The organism is Klebsiella sp. RHBSTW-00215 (assembly GCF_014103785.1).
GTDB lineage: Bacteria > Pseudomonadota > Gammaproteobacteria > Enterobacterales > Enterobacteriaceae > Klebsiella.
In genome coordinates this window covers 4,436,485-4,455,105 of record NZ_JABXQS010000001.1, presented here as the reverse complement: position 1 = coordinate 4,455,105, position 18,621 = coordinate 4,436,485, and the positions used below count along the sequence as shown (strand labels likewise).

18 protein-coding genes are annotated in these 18,621 nt (G+C 55.0%); 4 read left to right on the top strand and 14 right to left on the bottom strand.

The features are described 5' to 3' along the window. Nucleotides 1–12: 12 nt before the first annotated feature. Nucleotides 13–633 carry a LysE family translocator gene (locus tag HV127_RS21075; protein WP_182238501.1) on the bottom strand — a complete coding sequence of 207 codons (621 nt, stop codon included), beginning with the start codon at nt 631–633 and terminating at the stop codon, nt 13–15. Nucleotides 634–802: 169 nt separating this feature from the next. Here HV127_RS21075 and HV127_RS21070 point away from each other — a divergent pair, with 169 nt between their 5' ends. Beyond that, the gene (locus tag HV127_RS21070) at nt 803–1,192 is read left to right on the top strand and encodes a VOC family protein (RefSeq protein ID WP_182238499.1); all 390 of its coding nucleotides are present in this window, start codon (nt 803–805) and stop codon (nt 1,190–1,192) included. Nucleotides 1,193–1,331: 139 nt separating this feature from the next. Here HV127_RS21070 and HV127_RS21065 read toward each other — a convergent pair whose 3' ends face one another. Continuing rightward, nucleotides 1,332–1,781: a VOC family protein gene (locus HV127_RS21065; protein ID WP_182238497.1), complete on the bottom strand. Its 450-nt coding sequence runs from the start codon at nt 1,779–1,781 to the stop codon at nt 1,332–1,334. A 198-nt stretch (nt 1,782–1,979) separates the two neighbouring features. On the opposite strand from HV127_RS21065, the gene HV127_RS21060 reads away from it, so the two are divergent. Together HV127_RS21060 and HV127_RS21055 are read left to right on the top strand one after the other, a co-directional pair. Then, a complete protein-coding gene (locus tag HV127_RS21060; RefSeq protein WP_182238496.1) occupies nt 1,980–3,170 on the top strand; it encodes an MFS transporter in 1,191 nt (396 codons plus the stop codon). Between the two features lie 194 nt (nt 3,171–3,364). Then, the gene (locus HV127_RS21055) at nt 3,365–3,655 is read left to right on the top strand and encodes a hypothetical protein (RefSeq protein ID WP_110274731.1); all 291 of its coding nucleotides are present in this window, start codon (nt 3,365–3,367) and stop codon (nt 3,653–3,655) included. 167 nt (nt 3,656–3,822) lie between these two features. Here the strand turns inward: HV127_RS21055 and HV127_RS21050 are convergent, their stop codons facing one another. The 6 genes from HV127_RS21050 to HV127_RS21025 form a co-directional block, all read right to left on the bottom strand. Further along, nucleotides 3,823–6,936, bottom strand: a complete 3,114-nt coding sequence (locus HV127_RS21050; RefSeq protein WP_182238495.1) for an efflux RND transporter permease subunit — start codon at nt 6,934–6,936, stop codon at nt 3,823–3,825. Beyond that, nucleotides 6,933–8,405 (bottom strand): efflux RND transporter periplasmic adaptor subunit, encoded by a 1,473-nt coding sequence (locus HV127_RS21045; protein WP_182238493.1) that lies wholly within the window; start codon nt 8,403–8,405, stop codon nt 6,933–6,935. The genes HV127_RS21050 and HV127_RS21045 overlap by 4 nt, the downstream gene beginning before the upstream one ends. Further along, nucleotides 8,405–9,652: a TolC family protein gene (locus HV127_RS21040; RefSeq protein WP_182238491.1), complete on the bottom strand. Its 1,248-nt coding sequence runs from the start codon at nt 9,650–9,652 to the stop codon at nt 8,405–8,407. The genes HV127_RS21045 and HV127_RS21040 overlap by 1 nt, the downstream gene beginning before the upstream one ends. A gap of 13 nt (nt 9,653–9,665) precedes the next feature. After that, nucleotides 9,666–10,037, bottom strand: coding sequence for a copper-binding protein (locus HV127_RS21035; protein WP_228727482.1), 372 nt, complete (start codon nt 10,035–10,037; stop codon nt 9,666–9,668). A gap of 69 nt (nt 10,038–10,106) precedes the next feature. Continuing rightward, complete coding sequence (locus HV127_RS21030; protein ID WP_182238489.1) at nt 10,107–10,526, bottom strand: hypothetical protein; 420 nt, start codon at nt 10,524–10,526, stop codon at nt 10,107–10,109. Nucleotides 10,527–10,765: 239 nt separating this feature from the next. After that, nucleotides 10,766–11,560, bottom strand: coding sequence for an MBL fold metallo-hydrolase (locus HV127_RS21025; RefSeq protein WP_182238487.1), 795 nt, complete (start codon nt 11,558–11,560; stop codon nt 10,766–10,768). A gap of 186 nt (nt 11,561–11,746) precedes the next feature. Between HV127_RS21025 and tam the strand changes: the two genes are divergently transcribed. Continuing rightward, nucleotides 11,747–12,505, top strand: coding sequence for a trans-aconitate 2-methyltransferase (tam, locus tag HV127_RS21020; RefSeq protein WP_182238485.1), 759 nt, complete (start codon nt 11,747–11,749; stop codon nt 12,503–12,505). A 218-nt stretch (nt 12,506–12,723) separates the two neighbouring features. Here the strand turns inward: tam and HV127_RS21015 are convergent, their stop codons facing one another. The 6 genes from HV127_RS21015 to glsB form a co-directional block, all read right to left on the bottom strand. Further along, a complete protein-coding gene (locus HV127_RS21015; protein WP_182238483.1) occupies nt 12,724–13,164 on the bottom strand; it encodes a GNAT family N-acetyltransferase in 441 nt (146 codons plus the stop codon). A 290-nt stretch (nt 13,165–13,454) separates the two neighbouring features. Further along, a complete protein-coding gene (locus HV127_RS21010; protein ID WP_182238481.1) occupies nt 13,455–14,906 on the bottom strand; it encodes a tagaturonate reductase in 1,452 nt (483 codons plus the stop codon). A gap of 239 nt (nt 14,907–15,145) precedes the next feature. Beyond that, nucleotides 15,146–15,673, bottom strand: coding sequence for a GNAT family N-acetyltransferase (locus HV127_RS21005; RefSeq protein WP_182238479.1), 528 nt, complete (start codon nt 15,671–15,673; stop codon nt 15,146–15,148). A gap of 78 nt (nt 15,674–15,751) precedes the next feature. Then, entirely contained in the window at nt 15,752–17,176 is a 1,425-nt protein-coding gene (locus tag HV127_RS21000) for a GGDEF domain-containing protein (protein ID WP_182238477.1), read from the bottom strand. A 107-nt stretch (nt 17,177–17,283) separates the two neighbouring features. Beyond that, on the bottom strand, nt 17,284–17,658 hold the full coding sequence (locus tag HV127_RS20995) for a DUF4186 domain-containing protein (protein WP_182238475.1): 375 nt from the start codon (nt 17,656–17,658) through the stop codon (nt 17,284–17,286). Beyond that, the gene (gene glsB / locus HV127_RS20990; protein WP_182238473.1) at nt 17,658–18,584 is read right to left on the bottom strand and encodes a glutaminase B; all 927 of its coding nucleotides are present in this window, start codon (nt 18,582–18,584) and stop codon (nt 17,658–17,660) included. Before glsB ends, HV127_RS20995 begins: the two co-directional genes overlap by 1 nt. Nucleotides 18,585–18,621 lie beyond the last annotated feature (37 nt).

The window sequence follows — 18,621 nt, the reverse complement described above, 5'->3', positions numbered from 1 at the left end:
GTCCGGGACCATTTAGCGATGGCTTAGCGCCAGTTTGGCGGCAAACAGCATAAAAACGCCGCCGGTAGCGCGATCCATCCACTGAACAAACAGCGGCGTTTTCAACAGATTAGCGGCATAACGGCTGGCTATTATGAGAGTTAGCGACCACAGTGTGCCGATCAGGACATGAATGGCGACCAGCAGAAAAGTCCAGCCCACCGGGGAGTGGCCAGCGGGAATAAACTGCGGCAGGAAAGACACATAAAATATGCCCATCTTGGGATTAAGCACATTGCCCAGCATCCCTTTTAAAAACCAGTTGCTGGCCTGTCTCGTCGTTATTTCCTGGCTATTAAAATAACGGCGCGGTCGGAGAATTAACTGAACGCCCAACCAACACAAATAAACGGCACCACACCACTTTAGCAGGTCATACGCCAGCGCCGATGCCGCCAGCAACGCCCCGAGTCCAAAGGCGACCACCGCGCCCCAGACAAAGCACCCGGCATCAATACCTAACGCTGCCTGGAAGGCTTTTTTACCGCCTTCCACAGTGGACGTTCGCAAGATCAGGGCCGTATCGAGGCCGGGGGTAAGAGTCAGCAAGAGTGCAGCAAAGGAATAGGCAAGAAGGGAATCTGCGACGGACATTTTGTCTCTCCGAAAGCGAGAATTTTAGGCAAATGCCTCTACTGAGGCAATCAAATAAATTTCATATTCTCGCAATCGAGTACTGACAACTTGCAAGTCCTTCGCGACAAATGCCGTAGGTAAAAGCAGATACAGTCATTCGACCAAACGTTCATCAAGACAGGTACTTATGACACTTATTCAAATGCGTATCGCCAGACCGGTCGTCCACCTTTCATTCAGTAGCAAAATGTACTGTGAAGGGCTGGGGCTTGAGCAAATCGCGCAGTTTTCCGACCATGATGGCTTTAGTGGTATGATGGTTGGTCGTCGGGATCTCGGCTGGCACCTTGAATTCACTCTCTGCCACCACCATCCGGTAACGCCCTCGCCCAGCGAGGAAGATTTGCTGGTGCTGTATTATCCGCAAATTGCACAGTGGCAGGCGCAATGCGAGAAAATGCTAGCCGCCGGTTTTGCGCAGGCCAGCGCGTTTAATTTGTACTGGAATGTGAACGGTAAAACCTTTGTCAACCACGACGGCTATCGGGTCGTGCTGCAAAACAGAAGCTGGTCGTAGTGACTTATCCTTCCCCTGAAGAGCTGAGAGGCGGTTCCTTCTCCCCTTCGGTTAGAGATTAGGGTGAGGAGGATATTCGCACAGATGCCCTCACCCCGGCCCTCTCCCACAGGGAGAGGGAGAAAACCATCCCGACATTTTATCTGGAGATGTCCTCGCGCAGCCACGGGGTGACGGTAACCCCGGCCAGCAGTCCTTCCGGGCTAAGCAGCCGTGTCACGGTCTGGCCCCAGGGCTCCATGCGGTTATCGACCAGCAGACGGTAGCCTCTGGCTTTCAACACGTCGGTCGCGGAGTCGATATCGCACACTTCAAACTCGATCCACGCCTGGGGAATGGGGAGATCGTCAGGCCAACGGTCGGCGCCAAAACAGGAGCGAGCGGCCTGTGCCAGCGGCCAGAGGGCAAAATGTTTTACCCCACCCAACGCGTCATGATCGGTGAGCAAGTAATCTTCATTATTGGGCATCGGTTTTAACGGCAGGCCCAGCGCATCGGTATAAAATGCGCTACTGTCTGAGGTTGATTGCGTTATCGGCCCAAAGCCCGCAACAAACAACACATCCATACCCGCTAAATCGTCTTCCATACTCTTTCTCCTGGTCATTGTCCGTGATGATTTAACAAATTTTATACTCTGTTGCGTGCCGCTTGCCCAGATTCCTCTTCACACATTAGAATTTTTAGTAGGTTTGGCTGAATCATTGAGAAAGCGCATGGTCTGCTCGTCGCGCCCGGCAGCACTGCGCTATGCTTAGCTTCCCTTTTGTTTTAAATACTTAGCGTTATGACCACTTCCGTCAGCACCACTCAGCTTAATCTGCGCATTATTTCGATCGTTGTCTTTACCTGTATTTGTTATCTCTCGATTGGCCTGCCGCTCGCCGTGTTGCCCGGCTATATCCATTACCAACTGGGATACAGCACCTTTATCGCCGGGGTGGTCATCAGCCTTCAGTACATCGCCACGCTGGTCAGCCGCCCCCATGCAGGCCGCTATGCCGATATCTGGGGGCCAAAAAAAGTTGTCAGTCTGGGGATTATTTGCTGCATGTTGAGCGGGCTGTTTACCCTGCTCGCCGTCCTTTTGCAGGCCGTGCCGCCGCTGGCGGTGACCGCTTTACTGGTCGGCCGTATTTTCCTCGGCGTCGGGGAAAGTTTTACCGCCACCGGCGCAACCTTGTGGGGGATTAAAACCGTTGGCGCGATCCACACTTCGCGAGTTATTTCATGGAACGGCGTGGCGACCTATGTGGCGATGGCGGTCGGCGCCCCGCTGGGGGTGCTGCTCAATAGCTATTTTGGCATTAGCGGATTTGCCATTGTCGTGGTGCTGGTGGCCATCGTGGGGCTACTGTTTGCCCGTACCCGTCAGGACGTCAGCGTGACGGCGGGTATCCGGGCACCGTTTCATGTGGTGGTGCGCAAAATCTGGCCTTACGGGATGGGGCTGGCGCTGAGCACCGTGGGTTTCGGGGTTATCGCCACCTTTATTACGCTCTACTTTTCCGCCCATAGCTGGCAAGGCGCGGCGTTTACACTTTCCCTGTTCAGCGTCGGCTTTATCTGCATCCGCCTGGTGTTGGGCAACATGATTACCCGCTACGGCGGCGTGCCGGTATCGTTAGCCTGTTTTATGGTGGAGTGTCTGGGCCTGCTGATCATCTGGTATGCCTCTTCTGCGTGGATTGCCGGAATCGGCGCATTCCTCACTGGTTCAGGTTTTTCGCTGGTCTTCCCGGCGCTTGGGGTTGAAGCGGTGAAGCAGGTCGAAGAGCAAAATCAGGGAACTGCCCTGGGTACCTATTCGGCATTTCTCGATCTGGCGCTGGGGTTAACCGGCCCGGTTGCCGGATGGGTGGCGGGTTATTACGATCTGGACACTATTTATTTGCTCGCCGCGGTGGTGGTCGCGCTGGCATTTATATTGATTTTGCGAATTTATCTACGACAACGCGCTGATTTGCAGCGGGCCTGAGGAATACTCTTCGGACGGCGTTTCTCGCATTGTCTGGTAAAAAACTAATCAATATTTGACTGCTATTCGGCTTCCGTGCCACCATCGCCTCAGCGTCCGGCTGGCGGCGCAATGGTGGCACGGGTGGATATCAGAGACCGCATGATTAAGGTCCATGCCCGTCCTCAACCTGATTCTGGCGGGAAATAAAAGACATGCACCAAAGTTTTAATCAGCGCGTTCATTTCTATTACTGCATTCTGGTTGCGCTGAAAATACACGCAAATTCAAAGAAATCGGGCGGCGTTCGCGGGAAGAATAACTTCCTGCTGAAATGGCTACGCAAAGCCCAGGACAACAATATATTCCACTCGGATATTGCCAGCGAGATCGAATGGCTTCGCGGCAAAATCATTCAGGCTGGCTATGACACTGACCTCGAACCGATGCTGGATTTTGTCTACGCCACCGCCAAACGTGCGGAAGACCTTAAAAACGCTGACTGAGATTACTGATAAAGTGCGCCTCTCGGGCCCGGGCCTGCGGAAAATGAGTCACCTGATGATATGGCGGGTTTTGTAGGCCGTGCAAGGCGCCAGCCGCCGCCCGGCAGAAATACGAGCACAATATCTAATGCTTCCCCGGACCGCCAGGCCCGGGGGAATTGATAACGTTAGCGCTTTTTGCGGTGCGTGAGCAGGTACACCGCTGGGATCACCAGCATCGACAGCAGCGGCGCGGTGATCATCCCGCCAATCATCGGTGCGGCAATACGCTGCATCACCTCTGAGCCGGTCCCGCCCCCCCACATAATCGGCAGCAACCCGGCCATAATCGTCGCGACGGTCATCACTTTCGGGCGCACGCGCAGCACCGCGCCTTCATGAATCGCTTCGTTGAGGGTCCGATCATCAAGTTGCTCACGCCGTTTGGCGATCGCCTGATTTAAATAGAGCACCATAATCACCCCAAACTCCGCCGCGACGCCCGCTAGCGCAATAAAGCCAACGGCGGCCGCCACCGACAGGTTATAGCCCAGCAGCCACAGCAACCAGACGCCGCCAATCAGCGAAAACGGCAAGGTACCCATTATCAACAGCGCGTCTTTAACCTTGCTGAAGGTAACGTAAAGCAGCACGAAGATGATCATCAGGGTAAACGGCAGCACGATTTTCAGCTTTTCAGTGGCCCGCTCCAGATATTCATACTGCCCGGACCAGGTCAGCGAGATCCCTTCCGGCAATTTAACCTGTTTGCTGACCTCACTCTGCATTTCGTCAACAGCGGATTTCAGATCGCGGCCGCGAATATCGACGTAGATCCAGTCCGACAGGCGGGCGTTTTCGCTTTTTAGCATCGGCGGGCCGTCGGTGATGGCGATATCCGCCAGCTCGGACAGCGCCACCTGCGCCCCGCCGCTGGTGACCACCGGCAGATCGCGCAGCTTTTGCAGCGAGTCGCGCATTTCACGCGGATAGCGCACGCTTATCGGATAACGTTCACGCCCTTCAATGGTCTCGCCAATGTTATCGCCGCCCACTACGCTGGCGACCACCGATTGCAGCTCTTTCACCGACACGCCATAGCGGGCCGCTTTTACCCGGTCGATCTTGATATCAATATAGCGTCCACCGTCGAGACGCTCAGCCAGCGCCGACGTCACTCCCGGCACATTGCGCACGATGCGCTCGATCTCCTCGGCGGTTTTTTCAATTTCCGCCAGATTGTTGCCGTTCACTTTGATGCCGACCGGGCTTTTAATGCCGGTTGCCAGCATATCAAGGCGGTTACGAATCGGTGGTACCCAGACGTTGGCAATCCCCGGCACTTTCACCGTGTTATCCAGCTCGCTAATCAGCTTATCCATGGTCATACCGGGCCGCCATTCGCTTTTTGGCTTGAACTGAATGGTAGTTTCCAGCATCGTCAGCGGCGCCGGGTCGGTGGCGCTATCGGCACGACCAGCTTTGCCAAACACGCTTTGCACTTCAGGAATGGTTTTAATCAGGCGATCGGTTTGTTGTAGCAGGCGTCCGGCTTCGCGGCTGGAGATCCCCGGCAGCGTGGACGGCATATACAGCAGATCGCCCTCATCAATCTGCGGCAGGAATTCGCTGCCAAGCTGCGCCAGCGGCCACAGCGTGGCAACCAGCAGCACACCGGCGGCGGCCAGCGTCGCTTTTGGCCACTGCAACACTTTATCCAGCAGCGGTTCATAGGCGCGAATCAACCAGCGGTTGAGCGGATTAGCGGTCTCATCGGGGATTTTGCCGCGAATAAAATAACCCATCAGCACCGGAACCAGGGTGATCCCCAGTCCGGCGGCTACCGCCATCGAGTACGTTTTAGTGAAGGCCAGCGGCGAGAACATCTTGCCTTCCTGCGCCTCGAGGGTGAATACCGGAATAAACGACAGGGTGATGATCAGCAGGCTGCAAAACAGCGCAGGCCCCACTTCCGACGCCGCCTGCTGGGCAATTTTCCAGTAATCATCTGAAGATGGCTGGCGCTCGGGATGATCGTGCCGCCACTGCTCCAGCACCTTATGCATATTTTCAATCATCACGATTGCCGCATCCACCATCGCCCCGATGGCAATCGCAATCCCGCCGAGCGACATCATATTGGCGCTGACGCCCTGATAGTGCATGACGATAAACGCGCCGAGGATCCCCAGTGGCAGCGTGATCATCGCCACCAGGGCGCTGCGAAAGTGGAACAGGAACAGCGAGCAGACCACCGCCACGACGATAAACTCTTCGATAAGCTTATGGGTCAGAGTCTCAACCGAGTTTTTAATCAGCTGCGAGCGGTCGTACACCGGGACAATCTCCACGCCAGCGGGCAGGCTTTTTTTGACTTCCGCCAGTTTGGCCTTCACCGCGTTAATGGTGGTCAGCGCATTTTTGCCCGAACGCATAATGATAATCCCGCCCGCCACTTCCCCTTCACCGTTGAGTTCGGCGACACCGCGACGAATCGCCGGGCCGCGGCGCACGCTGGCAACGTCGGAAAGCAGCACCGGCACGCCGTTGCGCGAGGCAATCACCACCTGATTAAAGTCGTCGATGGATTTCAGGTAGCCGGTAGTGCGTATCATATATTCGGCTTCGCCCAGCTCCAGCACCGAGCCGCCTCCCTCCTGGTTGGCGCTCTGAACGGCGCTAATCACCTGCTCGTGTGTCACGTTCAGCGCCCGCAGCCGGTCAGGGTTGAGGATCACCTGGTACTCTTTCACCATCCCGCCGACGCTGGCGACCTCTGAAACATCCGGCACGGTTTTCAGCTCATATTTGAGGATCCAGTCCTGAATCGCCCGCAGATCGCCGAGGCTGTGCTTACCGCTTTTATCGGTGAGCACGTATTCAAACACCCAGCCGACGCCGGTGGCGTCCGGCCCTAACGAGGCTTTCGCTTCCGGCGGCAGGCTGCTCTGGATTTGGCTCAGATACTCCAGCACGCGGGAGCGCGCCCAGTACGGGTCGGTGCCGTCATCAAACAGCACGTAAACGTAGGAATCGCCGAACATCGAAAAGCCGCGTACGGTTTTCGCACCCGGTACCGATAGCATGGTGGTGGTCAGCGGATAAGTGACCTGGTCTTCAACAATTTGCGGCGCTTTGCCGGGATAGCTGACGCGGATGATCACCTGGGTATCGGAGAGATCCGGTAACGCATCCAGCGGTGCCTGCTGCACCGACCAGACGCCCCAGGCAGCCATAATGAGCGTCGCCAGCAGCACCAGCAGACGGTTGCGCAATGACCAGCGGATAACGGCGGCAATCATGGCTGCTCCTTAGCGCCGGTCATCGGCATAATTGAGGTGACTTGCGCACCGTCGTCGGTCAGGGAAAAGCTGAACATCACCGACTCGCCGGGGCGGATTTGCTGACGCTGCTGCGGCGTAATGGCAAAATCCATGGTCATCGCTGGCCACTTCAGTTCCGGGACCGGCTGATGCTCAATAGTGACCGATTCATCGTTCAGCACTTTGATAACACCATGCGTCGAGTACGTTTTAGCCTCCTCGCCCTCCTGACCAGCGATTTGCGGCAGCGCGCTACGCAGGCTGGCTTCGGAGTCGATCAGGAACTGGCCGGAGGTGACCACCTGCTGGCCCTCTTCGAGGCCGGATTTGATCTCGACCAGCCCGTTCTGCGCGCGTCCGGCGGTAACCTCAACTGGACGGAAATGCCCTTCGCCATCCGCGATCAGCACGCGGTTGCTGGTGCCGGTGGCGATCAGCGCCTCTTCCGGGATGGTCAGAACGGCGCGACTCTGATTCGCCTCAGCCAACTGGACGTTTAAGTACATTCCCGGCTTCAGTTGATGCTGCGGATTCTCCAGCACCACGCGCGCTTTCAGGGTGCGGGTGGTGGCTTCGAGGTCGGGCAGCAATTCACTGACTTTCCCCTGGAAGGTCAGCCCGGGCCAGCTGCTGGTAGTCGCCGTCACCTGACTACCGAGACGCAGCAGGCTGGCCTGGTTTTCCGGGTAATCAATCACTATCCATACCGGGTCGAGGCTCGCCAGTTCGAACAGCGCCTGAGTGGCCGCCACCAGCGCACCGGTTCGCACATCGAGTTTATTGACGTAACCCGCGTTTGGCGCGCGAACGGTCATGCGGGTTTGCGGTTTGCCGCTGCGCTCGACGCTGCGAATAATCGCTTCAGGCATAAACTGCAACTGCAAGCGCCCGCGCGCGGCGGCGGTGAGCCCGCTATCGCCAAGCTGCCTCACCGCCAGATACTCCTGCTGCGCTGCCGCCCACTGCGGGATCCACAGCTCGGCCAACGCTTGATTCTTTTTCACAAACTGCTGCGAGGCGTTGACGTAAAGCTTCTCAATCAGGCCATTAGCCAGCGCAGGAACCGTTTCAACGCTGCGTTCGTCAATAGCAACGGTACCAAACGCGTTGAGTTTGAGCGCCAGCGCCTGACGGGAAACCTTTGCCGTACGCACGCCGAGATTTTGCTGCTGGCGAGCGCTAATCTGCACGCCGCCCGCATTATCGCCCTCGCCTTCATCGGCATAGCGCGGAACCAGGTCCATATCCATAAATGGCGATTTGCCCGGCTTATCAAAACGCGTGCCGGGGGTCATCGGATCGTACCAGTACAGCACTGTGCGGCCTGCTACCGCTTCCTCTCCACCGTTGGCCATTGTCGGGGCTTTTCGTGCGCCCAGCCAGTATCCGCCCGCAGCGGCAAGGGCGACGGCCAGCGCCACCAGGGTAATAACAGATTTAAGCTTCATTATTTAACATCCTGCGGAATCAGGTAGCGAATGGCAGCCCACGCGTCAGCGAGCGCTTTCTCGGCATTGTTGCTGGCGATTTCGCCGCTCAGCAGATCGCGACGCACGGATAACAGCTCGCTAAGCGCAGAGCTGCCCGCCCGATACTGGGCATTTACGAGGCTGACTTTTTTGCGCAGCAGCGGCAGCACTTCGCTTTGCTGGCGGTCGTATATTGCTTTCGCCGCGTTATATTGCGAGATCAGCCGATACTGCTGCGCCTGGTGTTCGCGCAGGAGTAGCGTTAGCTGGTCGTTGGCCTCAAAGGCGCGCGAAACATCGGCGGCGTGGTCTTTGTCCTGACGTTTGCCCTGAAAAATAGGCATATCGACGGTGAACATCACTCCGACCATGTCGTCGTAATCATCCCCGCGCCTGGCGTAATAGACTTCAACGCCGACGTCGGGGATCGCCGCCACCTCCGATTGCCCTGATTTCGCTTTTGCCAGATCGGCTTCTCGCGCGGCCTGGATCAGCTCCGGATGGAGTTTAACCCCCTCGATTAAGGTGGTTTCATCCGCCGGAAGTCGTTCGATGCGCGGCAGCGGGCCTGAGATATCGCGCACATCCTTGCCGGTGAGCTGCAGCAAGCGCGCCTGAGCGACCTGTACATCGCGACGCGCGTTATCCTGCTCATTTTTCATCGCATTCAATGCCAGTTGAACGTCCAGCACGCTGCTGGGACTGGCGCTATCGCTACTGACGCCCGCTTTCTGGACGCCAATTTGCCGGGAAGTTTCGCTGATCAATGTCTGTACTGAGCGTAGCGATTTCTGCGCCACCGCCAGCGCCAGCCATGCCTGAGCGGTTTCCCGTTGGAGCCGGGCGCGAATCACATCAGCGTTGGCAGCGGTTCGCCGCGCTTCGGCGGTTATCGAGTCGGCTTTGCGCTCGCGCTTGGTACTGCTGACGTAGTCCTGCATCACACCGACCCGCTGCATGGTCATACCCTCACGGGTCAGGCGGCTGGCGTTGTTCCCCCCCAGCGGGACGTTCTCAATGCCAAATTTCAGCTTTGGGTCGGGGAGCTGCATGGCGGAGTCCGCCATGTTTTCTAATGCGTTAACCTGATGATCGTTGGCGGAAAGCTCGGCGGAGTAGCTTTGCGCAGCCGACAGGGCCTCAGCCAGCGTCGTCGCCCAGCCGTTGGTAGAAATCAACGACAGCAGAAGCGGCAGCCCAAAGGCCGCCTTATTTAAGATGTGCATAGTGACTCCGGAGTTATTGCGCGGTAATGGTAACGAGCGCGTAGCCGGAGTCAGTCTGACGGAAGGTAAAATTAACCCGCTGCCCCACTGCTAACTTTTCACCCTGATACTCGCCGAGCGCAAAGCTCATGGTCATCGCGGGCCAGTTCAGTTGCGCAACGGGCGAATGGGCAATGGATACCGAATTATCGCGCCAGGCGTTAATCAGCCCATTTGCCGAATAAGTCGTAACGGAATCATCCTGCTTATTCATATCCGACATGTCCGTCATCGTGGACATATTGTGGTGATGCATGGTGCTGTCTTCGGCGCTGGCGGTAAATGAGACGGCGGTAAAGGTCAGAACGCTGGTAATAAGCAGAAAAATAGAAGTAGAACGCATCATAATATCTCCGAAAAAAACATAAAGTCGCCCGCAGACCGGGCAGATCTGATGGATGTTTTTAACGGAGATTTATTCTCTGAAGCGGCAGAAGCGTATTTCAGCCGGAGGGCCAGTGACCGGCGGCGTATGCCAGTCCATACGTTCAGCGCAACTTTCCTGCTGCGGGGAAACCACTAACAGCGCGGTCTCTGAGGGAAGAGCATTCAGCTGTAGCGCAGTTGAAGAATTAGGTTGAGCCGTGTCCGGGTCACAGTGTTTCTCGCAAATAACCTTCTGACCAGCGCTTTCCATACCGGGCATACTCACCATGCCATCAACAATATGGTGAACCTGCACTTCCGGCGCGACCGATGGTTGGCCGCCGCCATGATGCGCCGTGACCGCGAGCTGAAGATTGAGCAGTAACCAACAGGCAATAACAAGCCCAGCGCGGATACGTAGCCTGCGCCGGGTTGCTTGTTTAAATAATGCCTGAAGTAACGGGATCATATTGATATTCACAATGAGATGACCGCCGAATTAAATCACACTCACCGGCAGAATTAAATAATATTTCAGAAGGAAAAACAGGTATTAAACAGAATGAAGTTTCTCTATATACCTTTACACATAATAGTGAAATAACGATTTGACCTTCCCCCAAGGGGAAGGTGTATAGGGTTGGAAATAATGTACTTAATAAATGACAAAAATGTTATTTATATGTGACTCAATTATAAATTAAGCCGCTACTCCAGCACTAACGTATCGCCCGTTGCCGGGGCCGCGTCCGCTGAAAGCCACCATCGCCCCCATGAGCCGGTGCAGTGGCACGCCATAATTTTTTCTACCTTTTGCTGCTGCAAAAACAGTTTCAGCTGGCGTATGAGCCAGGGGGAAGCGCTGCGCAGATGAAGACCGCCGATGACAGCGTGTATTTTCTGTTCGCCCATTATCTTCTGGCAGTGCCTGATGGTATTGATCAATCCGCGATGTCCGCAGCCGCAGATAATGACCAGCCCTCGGGTCGAGCGGTAGATCAGCACGCCTTCATCGGCAATATAATCCTGTGTCTGACCATCAAGTACGCCGTAAGCTTTTGGCCTGGCGACGGCAATTTCACCGGACCACGTTAACCGCTCACTAATCCGCAACGGCTCGCGGCTATACTCCATCCGGTGGCGGGAATAGTCGATTTCCCGCGATAGTTTCTTAATTTTCCAGCGGTGCCCGACCAGCGATAGCGCCGAGTAACGCCGCTGCGCAATCTGCGGATGGCAGATAATACGACTGTTATCCGGTAGCCACGGCACGCCGCCGCAGTGATCGTAGTGCCCATGCGACAGCACCGTCGCAGTTAAATCTTTTAAAGAAACGCCCATACGCTGGGCATTGTGTAAAAAACTGCCGTCAGGCCCGGTATCAAACAGGACGCGGCTGGTTTCATCTTGCAAAAGCAGGCTCAAACCCGGTTTCGCCCGCAGCGTTTTGTCCTTTCCCTCACCGAGTCGATTTTCAAGTAACACCTTAATTATTAGAGCCATTGTCCTTCCGATAGCCACTATTTCACGGCGCGTAGTCTACCTGGCAACCACTGAAAGTACCGTGATGCATCGCTCAGCACGGTGCATAAAAAAGTGACGGTGTCACTGAAAAGCGTCAACGATTTTGTTGCCAGAGCATCATTGCCGTCTATGCTGATGGCAAGTTTCTCACAACCGGAGCGCACTATGGCAGACTGGAACCCTTCACTGTATTTGAAATTTGGCGCGGAACGTACGCGCCCCGCCGCTGAACTTCTCGCCCGTATCGCCCATCACCCCGCAGCGCTGGCCATCGATTTAGGCTGTGGACCGGGCAACAGTACCGCCCTGTTGCGCGACGCCTGGCCGGAGGCAACGATTATTGGCGTCGATAATTCACCAGCGATGCTGGAAGAAGCCGCCCGGACGCTTGCCGATTGCCGGTTTGTCGCCGCAGATATCGGTGAGTTTCGCCCCGAGCGCCCAGCGGACGTGATCTACGCCAATGCTTCTCTGCAGTGGCTAACCGATCATCAGCTGCTGTTTCCTCATCTGGTGGGGAATCTTGCGGCGAATGGCGTGCTGGCGGTGCAGATGCCTGATAACTGGCAGGAGCCGTCGCATACCCTGATGCGCCAGGTAGCAAACGAGTTGGGGCATCCGGCTAGCGGACGTCATCCGCTGCCGAGCGTGCAGGAGTATTACGATATTCTGACCGCTAGCGGCTGCGAGGTGGATATCTGGCGCACAACCTATTACCACCCTCTGGATTCACATCAGGCCATTATTGACTGGTTGCAGTCCACAGGGCTTAGACCGTTTCTGCAACCGCTGGATGAACAGCAGCGCGAGGCGTTTCTTGAGCGCTATCTGGAACTGCTCAGAGAGCATTATCCGTTACAGTGTAACGGAAAGGTTTTATTGTTATTTCCTCGCCTGTTTATAGTGGCGCGACGCTCGTCTTGAACGATAAGAATGGGAATACGGCGCCGAAACGAGCGCCGTATCATCTGATTTACCAGGAAAGGTGATGTACCAGGGAGAGGTCCCATGCGGTGGCCAACAGCGAAAGAAACATGATTAAATTGACGACTGTCTCTATGCGTTTTTCCATTTTTGCTTCTCCTGAGTCGTTTTCACCTGTTTTACAGATAAAATCTTAACAACTTCTTAATCTCAGACTTTTAGAGCGTTATGCGGTAGCGAACATAGTCATCAGCTGGCGTGAATTCATCATAAAGACGCCGGGCCGGATTGTCAGTGCGAGTATGCCAGTAAAGACGCGACCATCCTTTCTCTATGCCTTCCGCTTGCAGCGATTGCATTAGCGTCCTGGCGATACCGCGCCCGCGCACCTGCGGGTCAACATACAGATCTTCCAGATAACAGATGGGGGTTTTTACCCATGTTCCTTCGTGGAGCACGCAAATCGCAAACCCAACCACTTTCCCGTCCACCACGGCAACGCGGCCCAACAGCGGCGAAGCGGTATCAAGCAGGCGTTGCCAGGTGTATTCAGTGACGTCCTGCGGCTGCGGGCTGCCGTAAAATTTGGTGTAACCTTCCCACAGCTGTAACCACTGCGCTTTGTCCTGCGGACCTGCTTCGCGAATCTCAATGACCATCGCATTTCCCCTTAAACGGATAAGCCATTATTTTCCGGACAGATAATTTCTTCAAGCGCCTGGGGCACAATTCATCCTTTTATCTTAATTGCCTTTGGTTTGTCTGCCAGGCAAAGGTTGCGCGATGTTGCAAACCTGCTTAGAGAAAAAAATAAAAGTATGTTGTAACTAATTTAAGCGCAAAACTAACCCGGCGGTAGCCGGGTTGAGATCGTGCGCCTGGATAATCGCCGGGTGGCGGCCGCCGCCTTACCCGGTCTGCAAAATCCAGCGTGAGGTCTTTAAGAACATCAGCACAGCGGTTTAACCGCCGCACGCATGCCATCGCGCAGAATAGCATCCAGATCCTGCGTAACCTGCTCTACCAGGCCAGAAACTTTAGTCAGATCCTGCTCCCAGTGGGATTCAACGGACAGCACCGCTTTCACCAGTTCACCGGTGCTGATTTGCGCATCACGATGCTGGGCCCACAGCGCCTGATAGCTTTCCATCCATTCAGCGTCATCCTGCACCGGATAGCTCTCGCCGTTACGCTCACCGCGGTAAAACGCGATCAGCGCCGCCAGTGCAAAAGTCAGACGTGCCGGGAGCTTGCCGCCCTTCGTCTGCCCCGCCAACAGCTGTGGCAAAATGCGGGTGCGATATTTGGTCATCCCGTTAAGGGCGATAGACAGGAGCTGGTGCTTGATGTACGGGTTACGGAAGCGCCCGGTTACCGCGCTGGCGAAAGATTCCAGCTCATCACGCGGCAGGTCGAGAACCGGAATGATCTCTTCATAAATCGCCTTCTCGACGAAAGAACAGATTTCGGTGTCATTCATCGCCTCACCAACGGTATCCAGGCCAGCCTGGAAAGCGACCGGCACCAGCGCAGTGTGCGCACCGTTAAGAATGGCGACTTTGCGCTCTTTATACGGCTTAATATCGTCAACGATCAGTACGTTAAGCGCCAACTTGTCGAGGCGTAGCTCCGCGGCCAGGGATTTTGGTCCCTGAATCACAAACAGATAAAAGTGCTCTGCGGTGTCAAGGAAACCATCTTTATAGCCCAGTTGCTCTTCAATCTGCGCCGCTTCATCACGCGGATAGCCGGTAACAATGCGGTCCACCAGCGTGGAACAGAAGGCGTTAGCCTCATCCAGCCAGGTCAGGAACGCTTGCGGCAACGCCCACTCCTGCGCGTAGCGCAGCACCAGTTCACGCAGCGCTTCCCCGTTATAATCAATCAGTTCGCAAGGGATGATGACCCAGCCCTTATCCGCCGCACCGGAGAAATGGCTGTAGCGCTCAAACAGCAGGCGGGTCAACTTCGCCGGATAGCTAACCGCAGGCGCATCATCGAAACGGTCGTCTGCGTGGTAGCTGATGCCCGCTTCAGTGGTATTGGAAAACACAAACCGCATATCAGGGTTATGCGCCAGACGCAGCAACTCATCGTAATCCGCATAGGCGCTGATTTCCCGGTTTACAGAACGAATCAGCCTTGCATCGCTGACCGCTTCGCCCTTCTCATTCAGGCCACGAATGATCGTGGTATAGAGACCATCCTGAGTGCTGAGCGACGGCGGGAATGAACTCTCAATCGGACGCACGATCACCACCCCAGAATTCAGGTCGGTATGCTCGTTCAGCAGATCGATCTGCCAGTCGATAAACGCGCGCAGAAAGTTTCCTTCGCCAAACTGGATGATACGTTCAGGGTACTGCGCGCCCGGGAAATCGCGACGGTTTAATGTTTTCACAAGGGTTCCCTCATAGAGTAGTCATACAACCTGAGTAATTGGTCCAATAAGTTATCAGGTTTTTACACGAGTGAAACCCTGTTTTGATCAAAGCTGTATGCAATATCAAATTTATACCCTAAATAATTCGAGCTGCAAGAAGGCGGCAAGTGAGTAAATCCTCAGGAGCTTACTGAAGTAAGTGACTGGGGTGAGCGAACGTAGCCAACGCACATGCAGCTTGAAGTATGACGGGTATATTACAGAAATTTATAGAACAGAGATGTCGCGGTCAGCTCTCCGTCCGGCATCAGCGCATACCGCGGAATTTCCCCGGCTTTTTCCCAACCGCATTGAAGATAAAAGTTTTCTGCGCCACTGCCCGTCGCCGTATCCAGCACCAGAACGCTCTTACCCTGCTCACGCGCGATCTCTTCCAGCCGGTTCATCAGTGCGTTAGCCAGCCCCTGTCGACGTGCATTTTGGTGAACCAGAAGTTTGGCGACGTCGGCACGATGCGGTTGGTTTTCCGGTTGGTCGGTAATTAGCTGTACTGTACCGACCAACCGCTGTTGCGCATCCACCGCCGCGAGGATGGTTCGTTCCCCGGCGGCAACGCTCTGCGCCATTCTCTGCCAGAATGCCGTCGCGGTTTGCGGATTAAAGGGCTGCATAAAGCTCACCGATGCCCCGCCGCTGACGCAACTGACGAGGATGTCGGTTAATTGAGAAAGGTGTTCGTGAATATCGTCACGCGACAGCGTGCGCAGAGAAAAGGATGTGGTCATAAGTAACTCCTTGAAATCGACCACACCACTATGTTTTTAACGTATATTTAACACAACAATATTTATCATCGCGTTTTCTTATAGCGTGCTTTCAGCCAGCTTTTCCGTACAGATCCGGTTACGCCCAGCTTTTTTCGCCCGAATCATATAATCATCAGCATCCATTAATAGCTGATTAAACAGATCGTTCACCCGCGCAGCGCCGAGCTGTCGGCTCTCCATTCCCATACTGATAGTCAGTTTGATCTGGCTTTGACCCCAGGTAAAGGTTTGCGATTCGATGCCCTGGCGAATTTTCTCCGCCAGTAGTTGTCCTTCCTGCTCTGAGGCCGTTAACGCCGCGACCACGAACTCTTCGCCACCAATACGCGCCACCATGCCCTGTTCACCCGCCAGCAGCCGCACCTGCTGTGCAAACTGGGCCAGCACGCAATCACCGCACTCATGCCCCCAACAATCGTTGACCTGTTTAAAGCCGTCAATATCCAGCACCATGACCGTTAATAGATTTTGGGATGATAATGGCCGACGCTTCAGCGCCTCGCTTAAACCGGAACGGGAATAAACGCGCGTCTGGAAATCAAAATCAGCACGCAGCGCCAGCTGTTTCATCAAGTTATTAATCGCTTCGACGCTGGAGGCAACAATAATCGGGCTAATCAGCATTGCCGCTATGCCAAGCCGGGTCGAGAAGAGCTGCCACGGCTGCATCCGCGCATCGTGCGAGAGATGGATAAGCGAGTTGGCCACCAGCAAAATTTCGCTAATTCCGGTAATAAAGGTCAACAGGCAGGTTAGCGGCAAGGGATACCGAATGGCACACCAAATCAGCGCCGGTAGCGGAAAAGTAATGCTTCCCGCCCCGCCAACGGCGACGCCGAGAATAATCGACAACACCAGGGCAATAGCCGGCAGCAGCTGACGCAAGCGAAAACGGCCAAATGCCGAGGGCAGCGTCAGTGTCAAAATAAACGGCAGAATCAGCACGGCTGTTGAAAACTGTTCGCTAAACCAGTCCGCCAGTTGGGGAATAAAGGTGGCGCGTTCAACATCCACCGACCCCAGCGCACCCACGGCGGCACACAACAACGCCGCCAGCAAACAATAGCAAAACAGACTCAGCGCGTTAATCGGGCCAGGCATTGAATCCGTTCGCCGTTTATCCCACAGGATCAACTGAGCAAGGGTGACAATAAAGACAATATTGGAGAAATTAATCAGGAAGGAAGCAAAGCCCATTCCCCAGCGCGAAGTTAAACCGTCATAAACCAGCATGGCGGCAAAACAGACGGCGTAAAAATAACTGCGATTTAGCCAAATATAACGTGCGAAAATACCCGCCATTACCGCATTCAGCGGCCAAAAGAATGACAGTTCCTGAACCAGACGCAGCATCGCGCCAAAGAAATGCAGCAGTAGCGTTAACGTGAACAAGACCAGCGCATCGCGCACGGGTTGTTCCTCACGAAACAGCGTGAATGACCGAATCGACAGTGGAGACATTCATGATTATCCGTCTAATTGTTTCAGGCAATTATTATGTTAATAATTAGTTAGCACGGCATCATATCATGAGAATAATTATCAGGCATACACCGACGCCTGATGAATTAAAGCGAGCGTTGGTCGGGAGAATTCATCTGGATGACCAGCCAGTGGTGAATGACCTGCACCACGTAGCGCTGCTCTTGCTCGCTAAGTCTCCGTCCTTGCGGGATGGCATGCCACTTTTCCAGACACCCGCGACAGCAGGTAGCGGTGGCGTGTTGCGCAATAAACACCGGATGCCCACGCATTGGGGTTTGTTTACCATCGTTAGGTATTTCAGCAGGAGCCAACCGCTTGCCGATAAAATCGGCGGCGTGCTGGTCAATAACGTCCGCCCCTTTATCATAGCAATACTGCCGCTCCTTAACGCCAAGGCGAAATCGGGAGCGAAAAGTGGAACGCTGAAGGCGAGAAAATAGAGTGTCGATTGGCACCATCAGAACACCGACCTCCCCAGTTTTTGGGTGAGTTTTTCCAGTAAAGCGATACCGGCCAGCGAGTTCCCGGCTTCGTCAAGCTCCGGGCTCCACACCGCAATCGCCATCTCCTGCGGGACGATAGCCACAATCCCCCCGCCAACGCCGGATTTCGCCGGTAAACCAACGCGCCAGGCGAATTCACCGGCGTTCTGGTACATGCCGCTGGTCATCATCAGCGCATTAACCTGGCGTGATTGAATCGGTGCAATAACCGGCGACGTAAGGTGCGGAGCAATGCCGCTATCGGCAAGAAACAAGAACGTGCGCGCCAGTTCGACACAGCTCATCTCCAGCGAGCAGTAATGGAAGTAATTTTGCAGCACCGTCGCAACATCGTTATGAAAGTTGCCGAACGATTTCATCAGCCACGCGATGGCGGCGTTACGCGCCGAGTGGTCAAATTCGGAACGGGCCACCACCGGATCATAGGCAATATCGCTCACGCCGCTCAGGCGACGGACGATTTCCAGCATTCTCTGACGCGGTGCGCTAAGACGGCTTTGCAGCATATCGCAGACCACCAGCGCCCCGGCATTAATAAACGGATTGCGCGGTTTACCCTGTTCGATTTCCAGCTGCAACAGCGAGTTAAATGGCTGCCCGGAAGGATCTTTGCCCACTCGCTGCCAGATCTCCTCTTCCTGATAGTGGTTCATTGCTACTATCAGGCTCAGCACTTTCGAGATAGATTGGATAGAGAAACGCTCGTGAGCATCACCAGCGCTGTAGTGTTGACCATCCACCGTACAGATAGCAACGCCGAGCTTATCGCCGCTGACGCTGGCCAGCGCCGGAATATAATCCGCCACCTTGCCGCGCCCAATCAGCGGCCTGACTTCAGCCAAAATGGCATCGAGCATTGCGTTATTGATTATTGTCGCCACACGCGGCTCCTTGCCAACATCAAAATTCGGGCTGCAA

Bases quoted from the DNA above. Each gene is read 5' to 3' on its own strand.
- HV127_RS21035 (WP_228727482.1), bottom strand. From the start codon at position 10,037: ATGATGCGTTCTACTTCTATTTTTCTGCTTATTACCAGCGTTCTGACC.
- HV127_RS21015 (WP_182238483.1), bottom strand. From the start codon at position 13,164: ATGGTCATTGAGATTCGCGAAGCAGGTCCGCAGGACAAAGCGCAGTGG.
- HV127_RS21045 (WP_182238493.1), bottom strand. From the start codon at position 8,405: ATGAAGCTTAAATCTGTTATTACCCTGGTGGCGCTGGCCGTCGCCCTT.
- HV127_RS21030 (WP_182238489.1), bottom strand. From the start codon at position 10,526: ATGATCCCGTTACTTCAGGCATTATTTAAACAAGCAACCCGGCGCAGG.
- HV127_RS21055 (WP_110274731.1), top strand. From the start codon at position 3,365: ATGCACCAAAGTTTTAATCAGCGCGTTCATTTCTATTACTGCATTCTG.
- HV127_RS21040 (WP_182238491.1), bottom strand. From the start codon at position 9,652: ATGCACATCTTAAATAAGGCGGCCTTTGGGCTGCCGCTTCTGCTGTCG.
- HV127_RS21005 (WP_182238479.1), bottom strand. From the start codon at position 15,673: ATGACCACATCCTTTTCTCTGCGCACGCTGTCGCGTGACGATATTCAC.
- HV127_RS21050 (WP_182238495.1), bottom strand. From the start codon at position 6,936: ATGATTGCCGCCGTTATCCGCTGGTCATTGCGCAACCGTCTGCTGGTG.
- HV127_RS21025 (WP_182238487.1), bottom strand. From the start codon at position 11,560: ATGGCTCTAATAATTAAGGTGTTACTTGAAAATCGACTCGGTGAGGGA.
- HV127_RS21065 (WP_182238497.1), bottom strand. From the start codon at position 1,781: ATGGAAGACGATTTAGCGGGTATGGATGTGTTGTTTGTTGCGGGCTTT.
- HV127_RS21075 (WP_182238501.1), bottom strand. From the start codon at position 633: ATGTCCGTCGCAGATTCCCTTCTTGCCTATTCCTTTGCTGCACTCTTG.
- HV127_RS21000 (WP_182238477.1), bottom strand. From the start codon at position 17,176: ATGTCTCCACTGTCGATTCGGTCATTCACGCTGTTTCGTGAGGAACAA.
- HV127_RS21060 (WP_182238496.1), top strand. From the start codon at position 1,980: ATGACCACTTCCGTCAGCACCACTCAGCTTAATCTGCGCATTATTTCG.
- HV127_RS21070 (WP_182238499.1), top strand. From the start codon at position 803: ATGACACTTATTCAAATGCGTATCGCCAGACCGGTCGTCCACCTTTCA.
- HV127_RS20995 (WP_182238475.1), bottom strand. From the start codon at position 17,658: ATGGTGCCAATCGACACTCTATTTTCTCGCCTTCAGCGTTCCACTTTT.
- tam (WP_182238485.1), top strand. From the start codon at position 11,747: ATGGCAGACTGGAACCCTTCACTGTATTTGAAATTTGGCGCGGAACGT.